The organism is Janthinobacterium sp. 344 (genome assembly GCF_900112025.1).
Classification (GTDB): Bacteria; Pseudomonadota; Gammaproteobacteria; order Burkholderiales; family Burkholderiaceae_D; genus Janthinobacterium.
The window spans coordinates 517,038-536,346 of sequence record NZ_FOKL01000002.1 but is presented as its reverse complement, the minus strand read 5'-3'; the positions used below and the strand labels follow the sequence as shown (position 1 = coordinate 536,346).

The window sequence follows — 19,309 nt, the reverse complement described above, 5'->3', positions numbered from 1 at the left end:
GGTGGTGCCGGTCAGCGCAAGCATGCCGTTGCACAGCGGGCACATTGAGTGCGGCGGCTGTTGCGCGCGGCGTAACCAAAGACCGCGTCATGACGCGGCAAGTAGCGACATTAGGAGACACAAGCATGGCAACACGACTGAACATCAGCGAGTTTATACAAGAGAGCCGTTTCAACGCATTTCACCTGCGCCTGTCCATCATCGGCTTTCTGCTGATCGTCTTTGACAGTTACGACCTGGCCATTTATGGCGCGATCGTGCCGGCCTTGATGAAAAGCTGGCAGCTCACACCCATCCAGGCTGGCGCCATCGCCAGTTACAGCCTGATCGGCATGCTGTTCGGTGCCATTACCTTCGGCATGTTGGCCGACCGGCTGGGCCGTAAAAAGGTGATCTGCACCGCCGTCATCATGTTCAGCGTGTTTACCGTGCTATGCGGCTTTGCCAGCGGGCCCACCTCATTCTCGGTGTACCGCGTCATTGCCGGCTTCGGGCTCGGTGGCATTCCCGTCACCGTGATCGCCATGCTGATGGATTTTTCTCCCCTCAAGAAGCGCGCCACGATTGCCACCGTCGTCCTGTGCGGCTACTCGCTGGGCGGCATTCTCGCGCCCCTGCTCAGCATTCCCCTGATTCCCCGTTTTGGCTGGGAGTCCGTGTTCTGGGTGGCCGGCGTGCCGCTGCTGCTGTTGCCGTTGCTGTTTCGCTACACGCCGGAATCGACCTTTGCCCTGATCCGCAGCGGCCGCAAGGCGGAGCTGTACACGCTGCTGGCGAAGATCGATCCGAGCCGCAAGATCGACCCGCACAGCGAGCCGTACGAAACGGAGAAATCGCATGCAAAGCTGCCGCTGACGGATTTGTTCCGCAGCAGCCGCGGCTTGAGCACCGTGATGTTCAGCGTGGCCATCATCTTTCACCTGATTCTGAACTATGGGCTGGTCAGCTGGCTGCCCAAGCTGATGATGGAAAACGGGTTTGACATGACCTCCGGTCTCAAGTTCCTGATCGTGCTGCATACGGGCGCCATCATCGGCACCCTGGTGCTGGGGCGGCTGGCCGACAAGTGGGGCATCAAGAACCTGCTGATGCCGCTGTATCTGACCGGGACCGTGACGATGCTCTTGTTGAGCTTTAACAAGGATCCCGTGCTGCTGTACGTGCTGGTGGCGGTCGGCGGTGCGGCCGTGGTCGGCGCACAGAGCCTGGTGCAGGTCTATATTGCCCAGTTCTATCCGGTGCACGCCCGCTCGACCGCCTTGGGCGCCATCATGGGGCTGGGCCGCATCGGCGCCATCCTGGGCCCCCTGCTTGGGGATATCTGCTGTCGCTGTCGCTGCCCATCTCGGTTGTGTTCACGGCCTTCGCGATTCCAGGGGTTTGTTCCTTCCTGGCTATCGCGATGGTGCAAAACCGCTATTCGCACGACCGCGCATCGTGCGGGCTTGCCGCGCACGATGCGGCCATTCCCGGCAAACCGGAAGTGATGCGCCGCTCTGCGCGCTAGGCGTGCACGGCCGCGCTGCGCGCCTATCCCATTGACTTCATCGAGCGCGTGCCGCGCGTGCTCGACTGAACCTTCGTATTCTTTCACCTATAGGTATCGTATGTCCCTCTCCAATTACCTGCCGGACAAATTCACTCTCAGCCTGGTGCTGACGGTAGCACTCGCCAGTGTGCTGCCGTGTGCAGGGCAGGTAGCCCAGGCGTTTGACGTGGTCACGGCAGTCGCGATCGGCCTGCTCTTCTTCCTGCACGGAGCCAAGCTGTCCAGGGATGCGGTCAAGGCGGGTGCCATGCACTGGCGCCTGCATCTGTGCGTGTTGACGATGACCTTCGTCATCTTTCCGCTCTTCGGCCTCGGCCTGAAGCCTCTGGCGAATCTGATCGTCACGCCCGATCTCTATCTGGGCTTCCTGTTCCTGTGCGTCTTGCCCTCCACGGTGCAATCGTCGATTGCCTTGACAGCCATGGCGCGGGGAAATGTGCCTGCGGGTATCTGCAGCGCATCGGCCTCGACCATGATCGGCATCTTCCTGACGCCTGCCCTTGCCGGCATGCTGATGGCGACGGAAACGTCGGCCGGCGGTTCGCTGAAATCGGTATCGTCGATCGTCATGCAATTGCTGCTGCCGTTCATCGCCGGCCAGATTGCACGCCGCTGGATTGGGCCATGGGTGGACAAGCACAAGGCGGTATTGAAATTCGTGGACCAGGGTTCCATCCTGCTCGTCGTGTATACGGCGTTCAGCGCTTCGGTCAATCAGGGGTTGTGGCAGCGGCTGCCGATGCTGGCGCTTGTCGGCCTGGTCGTGCTGATTGGAGTATTGCTGGCTCTGGTACTCATGACGTCCCGTTTTGCTTCCCGACGTCTGGGCTTTCCGCGCGAAGACGAAGTGACGATTGTGTTTTGCGGTTCGCAGAAAAGCCTTGCGAGCGGTATCCCCATTGCCAAAGTGCTGTTTGCGAGCCACACAATCGGTGCCGTGATTCTGCCGCTGATGCTCTTTCACCAGATGCAGCTGATGGTGTGTGCGGTGCTTGCACAACGGTATGCACGGCGCAATGCTGTCTCGGCCGCCAATGAGGTCTGTGCGGCTTCCCATTCAGCCCGGTCGCGGCCCTGACGGTGAGCGGCATCCTGATGGCCAGGCAGCGCATTTCTCAACGAAGTCGGTATCCGTTCTGATGACTTGAAACAGGCTGGACAGGAAAATTGCCACCTGGCAGAAAGACGGGTGTCGGCATGCGCTGTCTCCCTCGCGCTGGACGAAAAAAAAGCCACCCTCAAGCAGCTTTTTTCATCGGTACGGGGCAAGAGCCGTTGGCCATTGCTGGGCACGCATCGGGCACCGCCGCCGTGCGACATCAGGCGCTCTCTTGAGCCCGGTATTCAAATTGCTGGCGGCTGATCCCCTGCGTTACGAAGTCCGCATCCGCCGGTATCTGTGCCCAGAAAAAATCCCTTTTGAAAAGTGGAATCTTGTTGAATTTTTGCGAGCGGAATATCCACCGGTTTTTCTTGATGTCGCTGTAGCGATCGCCGATGAACTGTTTGTGCACGTCGGTGAAGGGCAGCAGCCGTTCGGCAAGGTCGGGAAAGGATAAGCTTGGATTGGCGTCCTTGAATTGCTCAAAAATGTCAAATTGATCCTTGCAGATGACTTGCAGCGCTGTCTCCGGGAAGCGATGGCGCGGCGACCACAGGACATGCCATCCCGACTCGATGTCATTGATGAACTTGACCAGGCGCGGCGTCAAGATAAAGGCATCCGATTCGATATGGATGATTTTATCGGCGCCTAATTCCCTGGCGACCTTGATCGAATGGAGAAAGCTCCGCCACCAGCCCGGATAATCGGCGCCGCTTTGCCGGCCCAGGTTGTCATCGAACCGGAGGATGAGGTTTTTGTCCGTATTGGCTGCCAGTGGCGCATCATGGGCAACGCTGTTGATGCTGTGCGCGGGGGGCAGGTATGGTGAACCATCATCAATCATTATTTTTTTGATTGCGTTGATGGGGATATTTTCGTAGTGGTCAAGCCAGCGCTGGTATCGGCTCTCCCATACCTGGGCGTCTTTGACGAAGCTGGTGCAAAAGATAAAAGCTTTCATTTTGGAAGTACATTCCTTACATTGGTAGTGACGATCGCTCGCTCAAGACGCAGCCTCAGTGCGCGCGGCGGGTGTCGACATAGGTGACGGGGTCCTTGCGCGCTGGCCAGGACCGCATCGCGGCGCTGATCGGGCGCAGCCAGAACTGGACAGGCTGGCCGGCTTGGCGTGACCTTCACGCTGGGACAATCACGCCGAAGTCTGCGCCGTGTGCTGCCCGTGTGCCGGGAACTGGCGGCATCGCGCCCATCGGCTGCCGGCTGAACCCGATTGCACGGCGTCCAGCGCGGCAGTTGCCCGCACATGCAACACCGGCTCCTGTGCGCGGCTCCACCTGAGGCCACGCAAAGGCATGCCGGCTATCTTACACCTTTACCACATGATCACGCGCTGCTCCGGCGCCAGATACATGGCGTCGCCCGGCTTGATGTCAAACGCCTCATAAAATCCCGGCTGGTTCTTCACGGTGCCTTTCGCGCGGAACTCGCCCGGCGAATGCGGATCGCTCTTGATTTGCGCAATCGCCGCCTCCGGACGCAGCTTGGCGCGCCATTTCTGCGCGAAACCGATGTACAGGCGCTGTTCGCCCGTCAGGCCGTCGAGCACGGGCGATGGCTTGCCATGCAGCGAACGCTGGTACGCCTTATAGGTGATCGACAGGCCGGAGTTGTCGCCGATGTTCTCGCCCAGGGTCAGCTCGCCATTGATATGGTAGCCGGGCACGGGGCTGTAGGCGCCGTATTGCTTGACGAGGCCGGCGGCCAGCGCCTTGAAGGCGGCGCGGTCTTCTGCCGTCCACCAGTTGCGCAGGCGGCCCTTGGCGTCGTACTGGCTGCCCGAGTCGTCGAAGGCGTGGCTGATTTCATGGCCGAAGGTGATACCCAACAAGCCGTAGTTGACGGCGTCTTCCGCTTTGACGTTGAAGAATGGCGGCTGCAGGATGGCGGCCGGAATCGTGATCGCGTTGAGCGACGGGCTGTAGCTGGCGTTGACGGTTTGCGGCGTCATCGACCATTCGTCGCGGTCGACCGGCTTGCCCAGCTTGGCCAGGTTTTGCCGCTGGCTCCAGACGCGCGACGCGCGCACGTTGGCGATCAGATCGTGCGGCTGCGTTGTCATGCTGCTGTAGTCGCGCCATTTGTCCGGGTAGGCGATCTTCGGTTTCAGGGCCGCCAGCTTGAGCTGGGCTTCCTTCTTGGTTTCCGGGCCCATCCAGTCCAGTTGCTCGATGCCATCCTTGAACGAGGCGACGAAGTTGTCGAACATGGCCATCACGCGCGGCTTGGTTTCCGGCGGCAGATACATTTCCACGTAGCGCTTGCCGACGGCATCGGCCAGGGCGCCGTCCGTGAAGCGCAGGGCCAGCTGCCATTGCGGTTCGCTTTGCGGCACGCCGCGCAGCACCGTGCCTTCGAAGGCGAAGCGCTCCTTGACGGCGGCGCTGTCGAGGAAGGAGGCATAGCTTTCGATGACGCGCCAGTTCAGGTAGCTCTTCCACGCTTCCAGCGGCACGGCGGCCACGGTTTCGGAGAAGCCTGTCATAAAGCTGGGCTGGCGCACGACGGCCGAGGTTTCCTTCTTGGCCATGCCGGCGGCGGCAAAGTAGGCTTTCCAGTCGAATGCTGGCGCCATGGCGGCGAACTGGTCGAAGGCGACGCGGTTGTAGGATTTCACGGGATCGCGCATCTGCACGCGCGTCCATTGCACGGCGGCCAGGCGCGTCTCGACGTCGAGGATCTGCGCCGCATGGTCGGCGGCCTGCTTGTCGCCGCTCATGGCCAGCATGGTTTCGATGTGTTTCAGGTACTTGGCGCGCACGGCTTGCAGCTTGGCGTCGTCGTCCTTCAGGTAGTAGTCGCGGTCAGGCAGGCCCAGGCCGGACTGGCTGATGTTGATGGTGTAGCGCTCGGGGTCTTGCGCATCGGGCGCGACATAGGCGGAAAACGGCGTGGCGATGCCATTGCCTTGCAGGTAGGCGAACAGGGCCGGCAAGTCCTTCTTGTCCTTGAGCGCGGCGACGCGGGCCAGATCCGCTTTCACGGGCTTGAAGCCGGCGGCATTGCGCGCCTTCTCATCCATGAAGCTGGTGTACAGGTCGGCGATCTTGTGCGCTTCGCTGCCCGGCTTGCCCGGGTTTTTCAGGGTGGCGTCGATCAGGCCGCGCAGCTGGCCTTGCGCGATTTCGCGCAATTCAATATAGGTACCCCAGACGGATTTGTCGGCCGGGATTTGCGTATTGCGGGTCCAGACGCCGTTGACGTAGCCATAGAAATCCTCTTTCGGGCTGACGGCCGGGTCGAGGGTGTTCAGGTCGATGCCGGAGACGGGGGCCGCCACATTGGCGGCTTGCTGGGCGTACAGCGACGGAGACGATAAGGCGAGCAAGGCGCAGCAGGCGGCGCTGATCAGGGAACGGTGCACGAAGATTCCTTTAATTTTAATCTGACTTCATGTTGGAAAACATGCTGTGTCCAAGCATGTGGCCGAAGATTATACCCGCCGGCTGCGGCATGTCATCAAGAGGAATGTTGCGCCCGCACCATCCTTTCTTGTGCAGAAGAGGCGCCCAGCGCCGCGCCGGCGGGGCCATGCTCGCCATGTCGTCCCCCACGAAGGCAGGCGAAACGCGTACCATGGCCAGCACAGACCCGGAAGGCATGGCGTTGCCGTGCGCGCGATGATGTCATCCGGAGACATTCCACATCATCCTACAACGATCCATGCGCCCTGATATCCGACGTTTCCCCTTTTTATTGATGCTGACGGCAGCGCTGGCCATAGCGCCCGGCCTGGCGCAAGCCCTGACGCGCACTCACCACTACAATTTCGCGGTGCTTGATGATGCACAGCGCCCCGTTGCCAATGCCCGAGTGTATACCATCGAGGCCGTTGGCTATGATCAGGCCGGGGGCGAATGCATCACCGGGCCGGACGGCCGATGTGGCATTACCTTCACCTCGTTCAGCCCCGTCAACGCGGGGATCGTCGCAGCCGTCGCCGGCGGCTGTGATGGTTATGCGGAATCTGGCGTGCTGTCTGTCAAGAGTTCCTTCTTCGTCAATGAAGACCGGCTGGACACCTCGTTGACCCTGAGCCGGAGCTTGCCGGTGCGGTTATCCGTCAAGGACGAGCTTGGATTGCCCCTGGCCGACGCACGCGCCCAGATATTGAGTCCGGCCCATTCGGAACTGGATCTGCGCTCCGGACTCGCGCCTGTTTGCAACACCAATGCGCAGGGCAGCTGTTCCGTGTGCGTCAACTATGCCAAGCTGGGGCCGAACGTGTGGGCCGATGTCAGCAAGGCTGGCTACTTGACGGCGGAAGCGGCGGGCGGACAATCCTATGCGCTGGCGGTGACGCTGTACCGGCAAGTGCGCACGCTGGCGCCAGTGACCGTGCTTGACAGCAAGGGCAAGCCGGTGGCCGGCGCCACCATCGATTTGCAGGTGTTTCCTGGCGGTCCGGAACTGCGTTGCCTGACGGACGTCAATGGGATGTGTCCTGGCAAGGTGCAGTTTGCCCTGACGGAGCCGAATTTCCGCATGACGGTGAAAGCGCGCGCGCCAGGCATGCATGACGCGACCGCCTATTTTGTCGAGCAACTGAGCCAGCCGAAAAAAACCTTCGACGTGACCATGACGCGGGACGACGATTATTTGTGCCGCAGGTTGACGACGCCAGCCTTGACCGCACTGGGCAAGCAGGTATTGCCTTCGGTCGAATTGCTGCGCAATATCGTTGCACAGAAGGAGGCCACATTCGAATATGGCAGCATCTGCCTCTCCACTTTCAAGAACAAGAAATACCTGTCGCTGCCCGTGCTGCAGCCGCTTGAGCCGGGCCGGCAGCGATACAGCAATACGCAGCTGGGATCCATTGTTTTTGACGAGCTGGTGCGCAAGATCCTGGACGTCACCAAGTTCTATGGCAAGCTGCCTGTCGATGGCTACGACATCAGCGTCGAGACGCAAGTGGCCGACAGGTCGGAGAATTACCGCAATGTGACGGCCAAGGTGTACCGCTTTTACTTGCCGAAGCAGGCCGTCGACAAGTACAAGGACAAGGATATCACCAGCCAGCAATTGATCGATGCGTCGGTGGTCTTGCTGAACGACGACAGGATCGAGCTCAAGCTGCAGTAAGCGGCGGTGGCATGCGCGCCCGGATGCCGCCGGCAGCAGCGCGGAGCAGAAATGCCACAGCCAGGCCGGTGGGCCTGGCTGTGGAAAGTGCGGCGGGTGCGCTCTGCAGCGTGATGCCTGCAGGGCGTACCCGGTGTTGCTGCTATCAGAACTGGTTCATGGTGTTGTCTTTGCCGGCCGCCTTCAGCGCCGCTTCGCCGCTGAAGTAATCCTTGTGATCGTCGCCGATGTCCGAGCCGGACATGTTTTGATGTTTCACGCAGGCGATGCCCTGGCGGATTTCCTTGCGCTGCACGCCGGCCACGTAGCCCAGCATGCCCTGGTCGCCGAAGTATTCCTTGGCCAGGTTGTCGGTCGACAAGGCTGCCGTATGGTAGGTCGGCAGGGTGATCAGGTGGTGGAAGATGCCCGCTTCGCGGGCCGAATCGGCCTGGAAGGTACGGATCTTCTCGTCGGCTGTGGCGGCCAGTTCCGTCTGGTCGTATTCCACGCTCATCAACTGGGCGCGTTCGTAGGCGGACACGTCCTTGCCTGCCGCTTTCATCGCATCGTAGACTTGCTGGCGGAAGTTCAGGGTCCAGTTGAACGACGGGCTGTTGTTGTACACCAGCTTGGCGTTCGGGATGACCTTGCGGATTTCGCTGACCATGCCGCCGATTTGCGCGATATGCGGTTTTTCCGTTTCGATCCACAGCAGGTCGGCGCCGTTTTGCAGCGAGGTGATGCAATCGAGCACGCAACGCTCTTCGCCGGAACCGGCGCGGAACTGGAACAGGTTGCTCGGCAGGCGTTTCGGACGCAGCAGCTTGCCTTCGCGCTTGATGATGACGTCGCCATTGCCCAGCGCGTCGGCCGACACTTCTTCGCAGTCGAGGAAGGAGTTGTATTGATCGCCCAGGTCGCCTGGTTCATTGGTCACGGCGATCTGCTTGGTCAGGCCGGCGCCCAGCGAGTCGGTGCGGGCGACGATGATGCCGTCGTCCACGCCCAGTTCCAGGAAGGCGTAGCGGATGGCGCGGATCTTGGCCAGGAAGTCTTCGTGCGGCACCGTCACTTTACCGTCCTGGTGGCCGCATTGCTTCTCGTCGGATACCTGGTTTTCGATCTGGATGCAGCAGGCACCCGCTTCGATGAACTGTTTCGCCAGCAAATAGGTCGCTTCGGCATTGCCGAAGCCGGCGTCGATGTCGGCGATGATGGGCACGACGTGGGTCACGTGGCCGTCGATCTTGGCCTGGATCGCTTGCTTGTCGGCGCCTTGGGCCGCGTCCAGCTGGCGGAACAGGCCGCCCAGTTCGCGCGCATCGGCCTGGCGCAGGAAGGTGTACAGCTCCTTGATCAATGCCGAGACAGCGGTTTTTTCATGCATGGACTGGTCCGGCAACGGGCCGAATTCCGAGCGCAGCGCGGCAACCATCCAGCCCGACAGGTAGAGGTAGCGGCGGTCGGTGCTGTTGAAGTGCTTCTTGATGGAGATCATCTTCTGTTGACCGATGAAACCGTGCCAGCAGCCCAGCGACTGGGTGTACTTGGACGGGTCCGCATCGTAGGCGGCCATGTCGTTGCGCATGATCTTCGCCGTGTAGCGGGCGATGTCCAGGCCGGTCTTGAATTTGTTCTGGGCGCGCATGCGGGCGGCGGACTCGGGATTGATGGCGTTCCAGGCGCTGCCTTGTTGCTCTTTCAAACCAGCAACAGCCTTGATGTCGTCTTGATATTGGGACATGTGAATCTCCTAAAAAGAAAAGCAATGTTTGAGAAAATCGCCGAGTGCGCCACAACGTCTTGTCGAAGCAAACTGCATGACTAAATAGTAGGCCGATTCGCCCTGATCTTCAAGTCTTATATAAGACATATAACTTAAATTAAGTCTTTGTTTTTCAAGGGATTAAATATTGTTTTTCATGATATGAAATGAATTTTCAAAAAGTGAGAGCGCTGAGGCGGCTGCTCCAACCGTTGAGTTCCGCGATGTGAAACGTCTTTTCAGATTTTGGTGCAGCGCGACAAATCGGGCGAAAAAAAAGCCACCCGAAGGTGGCTGTGGCTGAAGCGGGCGTTTTTAACGGCCCACGGTGCGCCGCTGATCCTTGATGAACAGCGCCGTCAGCATGCCGACCATGCATACGCCGATCACGTAATAGGCGGGACCCAGCACATTGTTCTTCAGCATCAGGGTCACGACCACGGGCGTCAGGCCGCCGAAAATCGCGTACGACAAGTTGTAGGAAAACGACAGTCCCGAAAAGCGCACCTGGGCCGGGAAGGCCTGCACCAGCACGTAGGGCACGGCGCCGACGACGCCGACGCACAGGCCCGTCATGGCGTACAGGGGCAGCAGCAGGTCTGGGCGGCTGCCGATCGTCGTGTAGAAGATATACGTACTGATGGCCAGCAGCACGGAGCCGACGAAGATCACGCGCTTGCCGCCCAGGCGGTCGGCCAGCATGCCGGCGATGATGCAGCCGAAGGCCAGGCACAGGGTGGCCACGGTATTGGCCACCAGCGTGGTGCGCGGCGCGATGTGGTGGATCTTTTGCAGCAGGGCGGGCGTCATCAAAATGACGACGACGATGCCGGCCGACAGCATCCAGGTCAGCAGCATCGACACGGCAACGGCGCCGCGGTGGCTGCGCAGCACGGATTTCAGCGGCATTTCCGTGGACAGGGCCTTGCGCTGCTGCATTTCCGCGAACACGGGCGTTTCATGCAGCCAGCGGCGCAGATACATGGCGCCGAAGCCGAAGATGCCGCCCAGCAGGAACGGGTAGCGCCAGGCGCCGTCGCTGATCTCCGCCGGCGTATAGACGGTGTTCAAGCCCGTCGCCACCAGCGAGCCGAGCAAAATGCCCACCGTCAGGCCCGCCGTCAGCACGCCGCAGGCGAAGCCCGTAAAACGGCTGGGCACGTGTTCGGACACAAAGACCCAGGCGCCCGGCACCTCGCCGCCCACGGCCGCGCCCTGGAAAATGCGCATCAGCAGCAGCAGCAATGGCGCCGCCAGGCCGATGGTGGCATAGGTGGGCAGCAGGCCGATCAGCAAGGTCGGCACGGCCATCATCAGGATGGACAGGGTGAACATGCGCTTGCGGCCCAGCAAGTCGCCGAAGTGGGCCATGACGATGCCGCCCAGCGGGCGCACCACGTAGCCGGCGGCGAAGATGCCGAAGGTTTGCAGCAGACGCAGCCATTCAGGCATTTCCGGCGGGAAGAACAACTGGCCGATGGCGTTGGCGAAGAAGACGAAGATGATGAAATCGTAGAATTCCAGCGCGCCGCCGAGGGCGGCCAGCGACAGGGTTTTATAGTCTTGTTGGGTGAGGGGACGGCTTGCGGCGTGGCTGGCGGCGGTGTTGGAAGTAGGCATGTGTCTCGTTCTTGTGTGTTATCGGAGATTGCCAGATCTAGCATACGCATTTCCACCGTATGAGTAAACGCGGCGCGTATGGGGATCAGCCTCAGCTGTGCTTAATACAACGCCGCTATCATCCGCGTTGACTTCATTGGAAAGGACATCGCATGAAAATCATGATCGTGGGCGCCAGCCGGGGCCTGGGACGCGCGCTCGTCGACGGGCTGAGCGAGGGGAACGAGCTGGTCGGCGTGTCGCGCCAGCGGCCTGCGGGTGCCGATGCGGGCGATGGTGCCGCCGTGCAGTGGATCGCGGCGGACATGGCCGACCCCATGGCGGCGGTCGAGCAGATCGCGCGCGAAGCGCCGTCCGACCTCGACGTGCTGATCTACAACCTGGGCGTGTGGGAAGAAAAGGCGTTCACCGATGACTACGCTTTCCTCGACGATGGGGACGAGGCCATCGTCGACATGATCAATATCAACATCACGGCCACGATATTGCTGCTCAAGCGCCTCGTGCCGCGCTTGCTGGCCAGCCCCAAGCCGCTGCTGATACTGACGGGCTCCACTTCCGGCCTGCGCCAGAGCGGCCGCCCGGAAGTGGCGTTCAGCGCCTCGAAGTTCGCCCTGAACGGCATTGCCGACGCCTTGCGCGAAAGTTTCCGCGCACAGGGACTGGCCGTGACGGCGCTGCAACTGGGCTATCTGAATACCTACGACGGCTTGTCCGTGCCGCTGGCGGACGCCGCCGCGCGGGGCGAGGGCGAGCTGATCCCCGTGCATGACGTCGTCGCCGTCGTGCGCATGCTGCTGAGCCTGTCGAACGTATCCTTCGTGCGCGAACTGGTGATGCCGGCGCTGCGCGACGAGCGCTTTTAACTCCTAGGCGTCGTCGCCGTAGACTGTGCTCCAGCCGAGCCGTTCTTCCAGCCACTCGTCCGCTTCGGACGAGTCCATGTGCAGTAGCAGCGCGCCCAGCCGCAGCTGGCCCTTGGCCAGGGCCAGCACGGCGAACACGGATTCGAGCATGACGGGGTCAAGCTGGCCCTGCAGGTCGCGCGCGGCGATGGCGGGCAGCTGGGCCCAGGCCGCCTGGTAGCTGACGGCCAGCCAGTCCGGCAGCGGCGGATTGTGCGGGCGGTGGCGCTCGAGCTCGATCAAGGCGATGAGCGCATAGAAATCCTCCTCGCGCGGCTCCGCCGTTCCCAGCAGGTGGACGAGCTGGGGCACGGCCGCATACGAGGCGACGCCCACGTCGCCCTGGTGGTGCAGCTCTTCCCATAGCTCATGCCACATGTCCTCGCCCGCCTGCATGGCCTTGAGTGCCTCGGCAACGTCATAGGGCTGGCGGTAGCCGCCTTCCAGGGTGGGCCAGATGGGATCGTCGAGTGTCAGCAGCATTGCCTTCCTTTCTTTCATGGACTAGTAGTTATTGTTGGCGCGCATACGCAAACATATGCTGCACATACTCGGCCTTGCCGAGCGGCACGCCGTTGTGCCGCAGGATGTTGTATGCCGTTACCAGATGAAAATAGAACTGCGGCGTGACCCAGTTCACCGCGTATTCCTGGCCCGTCATGTCGAAGGTCAGGCCGCCGCCCAGGGTGATGGCGACCGGCTGCTGCGCGCTGGCGTCGATCGCGGCGCGGTCCGCGGCGGCCAGCAGCTCCAGCGTGCGTGCGATCAATGCCCTGGCTGCTTGCATGCTGGCGGGTGTGTCGAGTGTCGGCAACGGCTGCTGCGTCAGCCGGCATACGGCTTCCTCCGCCTGGGTACACGTAAACTCCACCTGTCGCGCCAAGCTGTGCATGTCGGGCGCCAGCCGCGACTCGAGCAGGTTTTGTGCATCGAAACCCAGTGCCTGGGCGCGCTCCTCGCCTTTGCTCAATAGTGTCGTCAGGGAATGCAGCATCTGCGCAAAGCAGGGGATGGTGATCGCGTAGACCGACATGGATATTCCTCAAGTAATTATTTCGACAAGAAAAGGAGGCGGTGCGGCGCTTGTACTCAGGCGCTGCTCTGGCCGTGCAGATGCCCCAGCACGCCCGGGCAATGCTCGAACCAGCCATCGTCCTCTTCCCGGGCGATGAAGCTGGCGATCAGCGCCTGCTGCGCTGGCGGCGCGGCGGCCAGCAAGGTGTTGAAGCAGCTAATCGCCGAGGCGTGGGCCGTGCCGGCGCCGTTGGCGATGCCGACGAGAAAGTCTCCTGCCCAGTCGGGCAAGTCGGCGATCAGGCGCGGCAGTTCGTGCAGCAGGGCGGCGCAGTAGGCGTGTTCGCCGAAGCGCCAGGCGGCGCGGCTGGCCGTCTGGTAGGCGCCGTAATCGTGTTCGGCCTGCACGGATTGCATAATGGCCAGCGCGTAGTGCGGGCCTTCCGTGCCCGTCAAGGCATCGAGCATGGCGCAATAGCGCTGGAAACGCCGCTGGACGTCCTCGGGCGGCGTGGCGGCGTCGCCATCCTGGATGATGTTGCCCACAATTAGCAATTCGGCTTTCCAGAATTCAAAGGCGGTTGGCATGGCGGTGGCTGGCGAGAGTGGCGTCGGCCATGATTATGCCCCGTTCATCGGTATTTCAGCGTGCTGATTGAACATGCTACAGTCCGCCTTTGCCGCCAGCCTCGCGCGGCACTATCTGGATCAAGTTGATGCCCACCTGGACTTCCCCGCCCCAACTCGTCGCCCTGGCCGCCTTGTATGCGCGGGCGCAAGCCCATCCTGAAACGATCAGCGACGCGGCCTTCATCGAGGCCGTCAAGGCTGCCCACTGGCCCACCAACTGCTGGAGTTACGTGGAGGCGTCGTTCGCCATCATCGCGCCCGCCTGCGTGCTGCGTCCGCATCTGACCGCCGAACTGATCGCCTTGCCCATCGCCGCCATGATCGCCGGCGGCCAGGACGATGCGGGGCAAGTCATCGCGATTGGCCGGGCCTGCGCCACGCGCGACGCGCCGTATGTGGCGGTGAGCGAGGACGGCAAGCGCTGGCTGATGCAGGTGTGGCCGGGGCTGGGGGAGGTCGTCGAGACGGTATTCCAGGTCAGGCTGCAGGCGGCGCTGGTCGATGAGGATGATGAATAGGCGATGAACAGGCGCCGACGCTTGACACCGAAAGTTGGTTTGCGTTAGGGTATACGTAACTACTTACATATATCCCGATCTCATGTCTTCCAATCTGCAAACCTACGGCTCCCTGATGCTGGCCAGCCGCCTGCGCCGTCTTTCCGATCAACTGTATGCCGGTGTCGATGCCAGCTATCTGGCGGCCGGCGTCGAACTGACGTCGCGCTGTTTCCCCCTGTTACTGCTGCTGCGCGACAACGGGCCCACCTCGATCACGGCGCTGGCCGCGCAGATCGGGCAGACGCATCCCGTGGTGGTGCAGCTGGGGCGCAAGCTGCTCGACGCCGGTGTCGTGGTGGAGATGCAGGACCCGAAAGACGAGCGGCGCCGCCTGCTGGCGCTGTCCGACGCCGGGCTGGCGCTGCTGCGCAACATGGCCCCCCTGTGGGACGATGTGCGCGTGGCCGTCGATGCCGTCTTCGAGCAAGGCACGCCGCAGCTGATGGCCAGCCTGGACCGGGCCGAGGCGCGCTTGCAGGCGCAGGGTTTCGGCGAGACCATCGCCGCGTGCCGGCGCCAGCGCGAGCGGGCCGCCGTCGACATCATCGACTATGACGCCGCCCACGCGGCCGATTTCAAGCGCCTGAATATCGCCTGGCTGGAACGATACTTTTATGTCGAGGCGCTCGACGACCAGGTGCTGTCCGATCCGCAAAGCTCGATCCTCGACGCCGGCGGGCGGATTTTCCTCGCGCGCCTCGATGGCCGTATCGTCGGCACCTGCGCCCTGATCCGCGCCGGCGGTGACGCTGTTGAATTGTCGAAGATGGCCGTCACGCCCGAGTGCCAGGGACTGGGCATTGCGCGCCGGCTGATCGAACGGGCCTTCGACGCCTTCGAGGCCAGCGGCGCCAGGCTGCTGTTCCTGGAATCGAACAGCAAGCTGGCGCCCGCCATCGGCCTGTATGAAAGCAGCGGTTTTGTCCACGTGGCGCGGCCGGCGGGCGAGGCGCATTACCAGCGCGCCGATGTGTACATGGAATGGCAGGGCAGGCAACGCAGCTGAACGCCCCTATTGGCCGCCGCTCGCGTTACAATACGCGCACCCATAACGGAACCATGGTTCCACTATCGAAAGACGCCGACGCCGCATGCCTTCCTTCCCGATGCCCTTCCCGCAGATGATCGTTCCACCCGAGCCCACCCAGGCGCGCAGCAAGCAGGCGTTCGAGCGCCTGCTGCTGGTGGGCGAGCAGTTGCTGGCGGAAAACCGTTTCGATGAAATCGGCGTGGCCGACCTGGCCCGGCTGGCGGAAACCTCGGTGGGCACGTTTTACCGCCTGCTGGGCGACAAGGACACCCTGAGCCGCCTGCTGCTGCAGCGCTTTTTTTCCGATATGGTGGAAAAAGTCGAGACCCTGACGGAACTGCGCCAGTGGGAAGGGCGCAGCCTGGAAGAGTTCATCCGCGCCATGGTGGCCATGTTCGTGGCCGTGAACGGGGGGCGCAGCGGCGTCCTGCGGGCGCTCATCACGCGCGCCTCGCAGGATGCGCAATTCCGCGACCGGGTGCACCAGATCAATCATCTGATCTCGCAGCGCACGGTGGCCGTGCTGGCCAGCAAGTCTTCCAGCATCCGCCACCCGAACCCCACGCAGGCGATGATGGTGGTGCCGCCCGTGCTGCTGGGCATCCTGAACCAGCATACCTTGACGGGTTCCTTGTCCTTTTTGTCGGGTGCGGCGCTGGAGGATGAACTGGTGCGTGTTGCTTTAAATTACCTGACCTGAGATAAGCTGCGATATTTAGCGATTTAACTTGAAATCGGAATTCGGATTCCGTATTATGTTTTCCAACAGCAGGAAAACAGATTCCTGCACCTGAACACAAAGCATGTTCAACAGCAAGGAGACAGAATGCGGCGTCACACGACATCCGATGTTCCATTGCATTACCTCGACCTGGGCAAGGGCGATCCCACGCAGTCAGAGCCTATTTTTCTGCTGCACGGACTCGGTTCCTGCGCCGAGGACTGGCGCCCGCAAATCGATGCCCTCGGCAGCCGCTATCGCCTGATCGTGCCCGATCTGCGCGGCCATGGCCGCAGTCCCGCTCCGCGCGGCGACTGGCAGATCGGCGATTTTGCCAACGACCTCTTCAATTTGATGGACCAGCTCGACGTGCCGCGCGCGCACATCGTCGGCTTTTCGCTGGGCGGCATGGTGGGCCTGGAAATGGCCAACCGCGCGCCGGGCAGGGTGGCCAGTCTGTGCCTGATCAATTCGCAGCCCTTCCAGGGCCGCAAACCGGCCGCGCTGCTGTTTGCCTACTGGCTGCGGCGCACGGTGATCGCCACCTTCGGCTTGAAATCCATGGGCAAGATCATCGGCAGGAAGCTGTTCCCCGAGCCGGCCCAGCAGGCGCTGGTCGAGCGCTTCGCCACGCAGATGGCGGGCATGGACAAGCGCGCCTACCTGGCCGCGCTGGACGCCATTTTCCACTGGGATATCGATATTCACTTCCAGGCCCTGGCCATGCCCGTCCTCATCATGGCGGCCGACCAGGATTACACGCCCGTCGAATGCAAGCGGGTCTTTGCCGCACAGTTTCAGCATTGCGAGTTCGAGCTGATTGCGAATTCGCGCCACGCCACGCCCCTGGACCAGGCGCAGCGTGTGAATACCTTGTTGCAGTCCTTCCTCGCTACACATTCAAAATAAACAGGCCACTCGCCGCACGGGCAGGGGCCGGGAAACAGTCATCGCAAGGCAGGTGCACGCTTTTTGCGCGCGGGTACCGTTACGTCTTGCGATTCTGGAATCCGGCCGTTTTCCCTGGCGGTAAGCAAGCCTGACATTGGAGACGCTATGAAACTTGCTTTGAACCCCGCTTTGAACCCCTTATCCGCCGCTCTCGCCGTTGCCGGCGCCTTCAGTTTTTCCACCCAAGCCCAGGCGCAGGAAGCCGCCACGTCTGCCGCCGCCAGCGCCCAGAGCGCCAGCGAGGCCAGCGAGGCGAAGGAACGCATGGACACCGTCACGGTCTCCGCCCGCCGCCGCGAGGAGCGCTTGCAGGACGTGCCGCTGGCCGTCACGGCGTTTTCCGCCAAGGCGCTGGAACGGGCGAATATCCAGAACCTGGCCGACTTGCAGGAGCGCGTGCCGAACCTGACCGTGTACGCCTCGCGCGGCACGAACACCACCCTGACGGCCTTCATCCGCGGCGTGGGCCAGGCCGACCCCGTCTGGGGGGTGGACCCGGGCGTGGGCATTTATTTCGACGACGTCTACATGGCGCGTCCGCAGGGCGCCTTGCTCGACGTCTTCGACGTGCAGCGCATCGAAGTGCTGCGCGGTCCGCAAGGCACCTTATATGGCAAGAACACCATCGGCGGCGCCATCAAGTACATTTCGCGTCCGCTGGCGAAGGAAAACGGCGGTTCGGCGGAAGTGGGGATCGGTAACTATAATCAGCGCAATTTCAAGGCCGCCTTCAATGTGGCCAGCGAGAACGGCACCTGGCGCGCGCGCCTGGCCGCCGCCAAGCTGGACCGCGACGGCTTCGGCCGCAATACGTTCAATGGCGAACAGGTCAGCGACCAGGACAGCACGGCCGCGCGCCTCTCCGTCGGTTACTTTCCGCAAGACATACCCTTGACCGTCGTGCTGAGCCTGGACGCCACCGATGACAAGTCGGGCGTGCGCGGCTTCCAGCGCATGGGCGTGAGCGCCTTCGACCCGCTCAAGCGTCCGCCCAGCACGGATGCGTATGACATCCAGAGCGGCATGCCAGGCAATAACTTCACGCACAACCGGGGCGGCTCGCTGGTGGCCAACTACACCGTTTCGAACGACTGGTCGGTGAAAGTCATCGGCGCCAAGCGGCGCAGCACCTCCGAACAGACCATCGACTTCGACGGCTTGCCGCAGCCGATCGCCGACGTCTTCGGCGACTCGCGCGACGAGCAGAAAAGCCTGGAATTGCAAGCCTCGTACAGCGGCGATTATGGCGCCGGCGTCATCGGCCTGTACCGCTTCGAAGGCACGGCCGGCGGCGGCATTTACAACAACTTCCTGGGCCGCCAGTTCCAGGCCGCCGTCAGCACGGTGGAAACGGACAGCACGGCGCTGTACACGGACTGGACCTGGCCGGTGGGCAAGGTCTGGAGCATCAACGCGGGCTTGCGCCACACGCGCGAGGAAAAGCGCGCCATCGTCCTCAACCGCGCCTTTGCGGACGCCGGCTTTACGCGTCCGATCCAGACGGCGGCCGACTTCGACAAGTCGCTTTCCGTCAGCAATACCTCGCCGAAATTGTCTGTGCGCTACGAAGCGTCGAAGACGACGAATTTCTACAGCAACCTGTCGCGCGGTTTCAAATCGGGCGGCTACAACGTGCGCGCCAACAACCTGGTGGTGCCCGACTCGGCGCGGCCGTACAAGGATGAAAAGCTCGACGCGCTGGAAGTGGGCATGAAGTACGCGGCGCCGGACGATACCTTCGACGCCAACGTGGCCCTGTTCACCAACCGCTACAAGGACATTCAATTGTCCGTCTTCACCAGCTATGTGCAGCCGGGCGGCTTGCCCGGCTTCTATGGCGATTTCACGAATGCGGGCAAGGCGACCGTCAAAGGGGCCGAGTTCGAATTCTCGTGGCGGCCGAACCGCCAGTGGGAAGTCAATGGTTTCCTCGCCTTGCTGAACGCCAGCTACGACGAGTTCATGAGCGGCGGCAAGAACATCGCGGACACGCAAAAGTTCAGCAATACGCCGCGCCGCCAGGTGGGCTTGAACCTGACGCGCACGGACCGCGATGTGTTCGGCGGCGCGCTGCGCAGCATGGTCGGTTACGGCTACCGCAGCAAGGTGTATCCGACCACGGACTTGAGCGAAGTGCTGGCGCAGGGCGGCTACAGCATGTGGACGGCCGGCGTGGTATGGGAAGCGCCGAAGAACTGGACCTTCAGTTTGCACGGCAGCAACCTGGGCAACAAGCGCTACCGCACGGATGGCTACAACATTCCGGCGCTGTTCATCCTCGACGGTTTCTATGGCCCGCCGCGCCAGATCATCGCCAAGGCCGGTTACAAATTTTAAGGGTCTTCACTGCCGGGGCCGGATCCGTTGGGTCCGG

16 protein-coding genes are annotated in these 19,309 nt (G+C 62.1%); 9 read left to right on the top strand and 7 right to left on the bottom strand.

What is annotated here, in order from left to right:
• The first annotated feature begins 44 nt into the window (after positions 1-44).
• Complete coding sequence (locus BM193_RS08665; protein ID WP_175533205.1) at positions 45-1,487, top strand: MFS transporter; 1,443 nt, start codon at positions 45-47, stop codon at positions 1,485-1,487.
• A gap of 120 nt (positions 1,488-1,607) precedes the next feature.
• Positions 1,608-2,627: a bile acid:sodium symporter family protein gene (locus BM193_RS08660; protein WP_092798242.1), complete on the top strand. Its 1,020-nt coding sequence runs from the start codon at positions 1,608-1,610 to the stop codon at positions 2,625-2,627.
• A 241-nt stretch (positions 2,628-2,868) separates the two neighbouring features.
• On the opposite strand, the gene BM193_RS08655 is transcribed toward BM193_RS08660, so the two are convergent.
• Together BM193_RS08655 and BM193_RS08650 are read right to left on the bottom strand one after the other, a co-directional pair.
• On the bottom strand, positions 2,869-3,615 hold the full coding sequence (locus BM193_RS08655) for a hypothetical protein (protein ID WP_092798243.1): 747 nt from the start codon (positions 3,613-3,615) through the stop codon (positions 2,869-2,871).
• Positions 3,616-3,987: 372 nt separating this feature from the next.
• Positions 3,988-6,036, bottom strand: a complete 2,049-nt coding sequence (locus BM193_RS08650) for a M13 family metallopeptidase (RefSeq protein ID WP_092798244.1) — start codon at positions 6,034-6,036, stop codon at positions 3,988-3,990.
• A gap of 299 nt (positions 6,037-6,335) precedes the next feature.
• On the opposite strand from BM193_RS08650, the gene BM193_RS08640 reads away from it, so the two are divergent.
• Positions 6,336-7,757 carry a carboxypeptidase-like regulatory domain-containing protein gene (locus tag BM193_RS08640; protein ID WP_139176144.1) on the top strand — a complete coding sequence of 474 codons (1,422 nt, stop codon included), beginning with the start codon at positions 6,336-6,338 and terminating at the stop codon, positions 7,755-7,757.
• Positions 7,758-7,902: 145 nt separating this feature from the next.
• Here BM193_RS08640 and BM193_RS08635 read toward each other — a convergent pair whose 3' ends face one another.
• Positions 7,903-9,483 carry an isocitrate lyase gene (locus BM193_RS08635; protein ID WP_092798247.1) on the bottom strand — a complete coding sequence of 527 codons (1,581 nt, stop codon included), beginning with the start codon at positions 9,481-9,483 and terminating at the stop codon, positions 7,903-7,905.
• Between the two features lie 336 nt (positions 9,484-9,819).
• Positions 9,820-11,124: an MFS transporter gene (locus BM193_RS08630; RefSeq protein WP_092798248.1), complete on the bottom strand. Its 1,305-nt coding sequence runs from the start codon at positions 11,122-11,124 to the stop codon at positions 9,820-9,822.
• A 152-nt stretch (positions 11,125-11,276) separates the two neighbouring features.
• Here BM193_RS08630 and BM193_RS08625 point away from each other — a divergent pair, with 152 nt between their 5' ends.
• On the top strand, positions 11,277-11,990 hold the full coding sequence (locus BM193_RS08625) for an SDR family NAD(P)-dependent oxidoreductase (protein WP_092798249.1): 714 nt from the start codon (positions 11,277-11,279) through the stop codon (positions 11,988-11,990).
• A gap of 3 nt (positions 11,991-11,993) precedes the next feature.
• Here BM193_RS08625 and BM193_RS08620 read toward each other — a convergent pair whose 3' ends face one another.
• The 3 genes from BM193_RS08620 to BM193_RS08610 are packed head-to-tail and all read right to left on the bottom strand — an operon-like array spanning position 11,994 to position 13,631.
• Positions 11,994-12,512 carry a hypothetical protein gene (locus BM193_RS08620; protein ID WP_092798250.1) on the bottom strand — a complete coding sequence of 173 codons (519 nt, stop codon included), beginning with the start codon at positions 12,510-12,512 and terminating at the stop codon, positions 11,994-11,996.
• 28 nt (positions 12,513-12,540) lie between these two features.
• Positions 12,541-13,062 (bottom strand): DUF1993 domain-containing protein, encoded by a 522-nt coding sequence (locus tag BM193_RS08615; protein WP_092798251.1) that lies wholly within the window; start codon positions 13,060-13,062, stop codon positions 12,541-12,543.
• 56 nt (positions 13,063-13,118) lie between these two features.
• Complete coding sequence (locus tag BM193_RS08610; protein WP_092798252.1) at positions 13,119-13,631, bottom strand: hypothetical protein; 513 nt, start codon at positions 13,629-13,631, stop codon at positions 13,119-13,121.
• A 128-nt stretch (positions 13,632-13,759) separates the two neighbouring features.
• On the opposite strand from BM193_RS08610, the gene BM193_RS08605 reads away from it, so the two are divergent.
• The 5 genes from BM193_RS08605 to BM193_RS08585 all read left to right on the top strand — a co-directional run bounded on the left by BM193_RS08605 (position 13,760) and on the right by BM193_RS08585 (position 19,272).
• Positions 13,760-14,191: a hypothetical protein gene (locus tag BM193_RS08605; protein WP_139176145.1), complete on the top strand. Its 432-nt coding sequence runs from the start codon at positions 13,760-13,762 to the stop codon at positions 14,189-14,191.
• 82 nt (positions 14,192-14,273) lie between these two features.
• Positions 14,274-15,239 carry a bifunctional helix-turn-helix transcriptional regulator/GNAT family N-acetyltransferase gene (locus tag BM193_RS08600; RefSeq protein ID WP_092798254.1) on the top strand — a complete coding sequence of 322 codons (966 nt, stop codon included), beginning with the start codon at positions 14,274-14,276 and terminating at the stop codon, positions 15,237-15,239.
• 85 nt (positions 15,240-15,324) lie between these two features.
• On the top strand, positions 15,325-15,963 hold the full coding sequence (locus BM193_RS08595; protein ID WP_217649394.1) for a TetR/AcrR family transcriptional regulator: 639 nt from the start codon (positions 15,325-15,327) through the stop codon (positions 15,961-15,963).
• Positions 15,964-16,089: 126 nt separating this feature from the next.
• Positions 16,090-16,893: an alpha/beta fold hydrolase gene (locus BM193_RS08590; protein WP_092798255.1), complete on the top strand. Its 804-nt coding sequence runs from the start codon at positions 16,090-16,092 to the stop codon at positions 16,891-16,893.
• 147 nt (positions 16,894-17,040) lie between these two features.
• Entirely contained in the window at positions 17,041-19,272 is a 2,232-nt protein-coding gene (locus BM193_RS08585) for a TonB-dependent receptor (RefSeq protein WP_092832277.1), read from the top strand.
• Positions 19,273-19,309 lie beyond the last annotated feature (37 nt).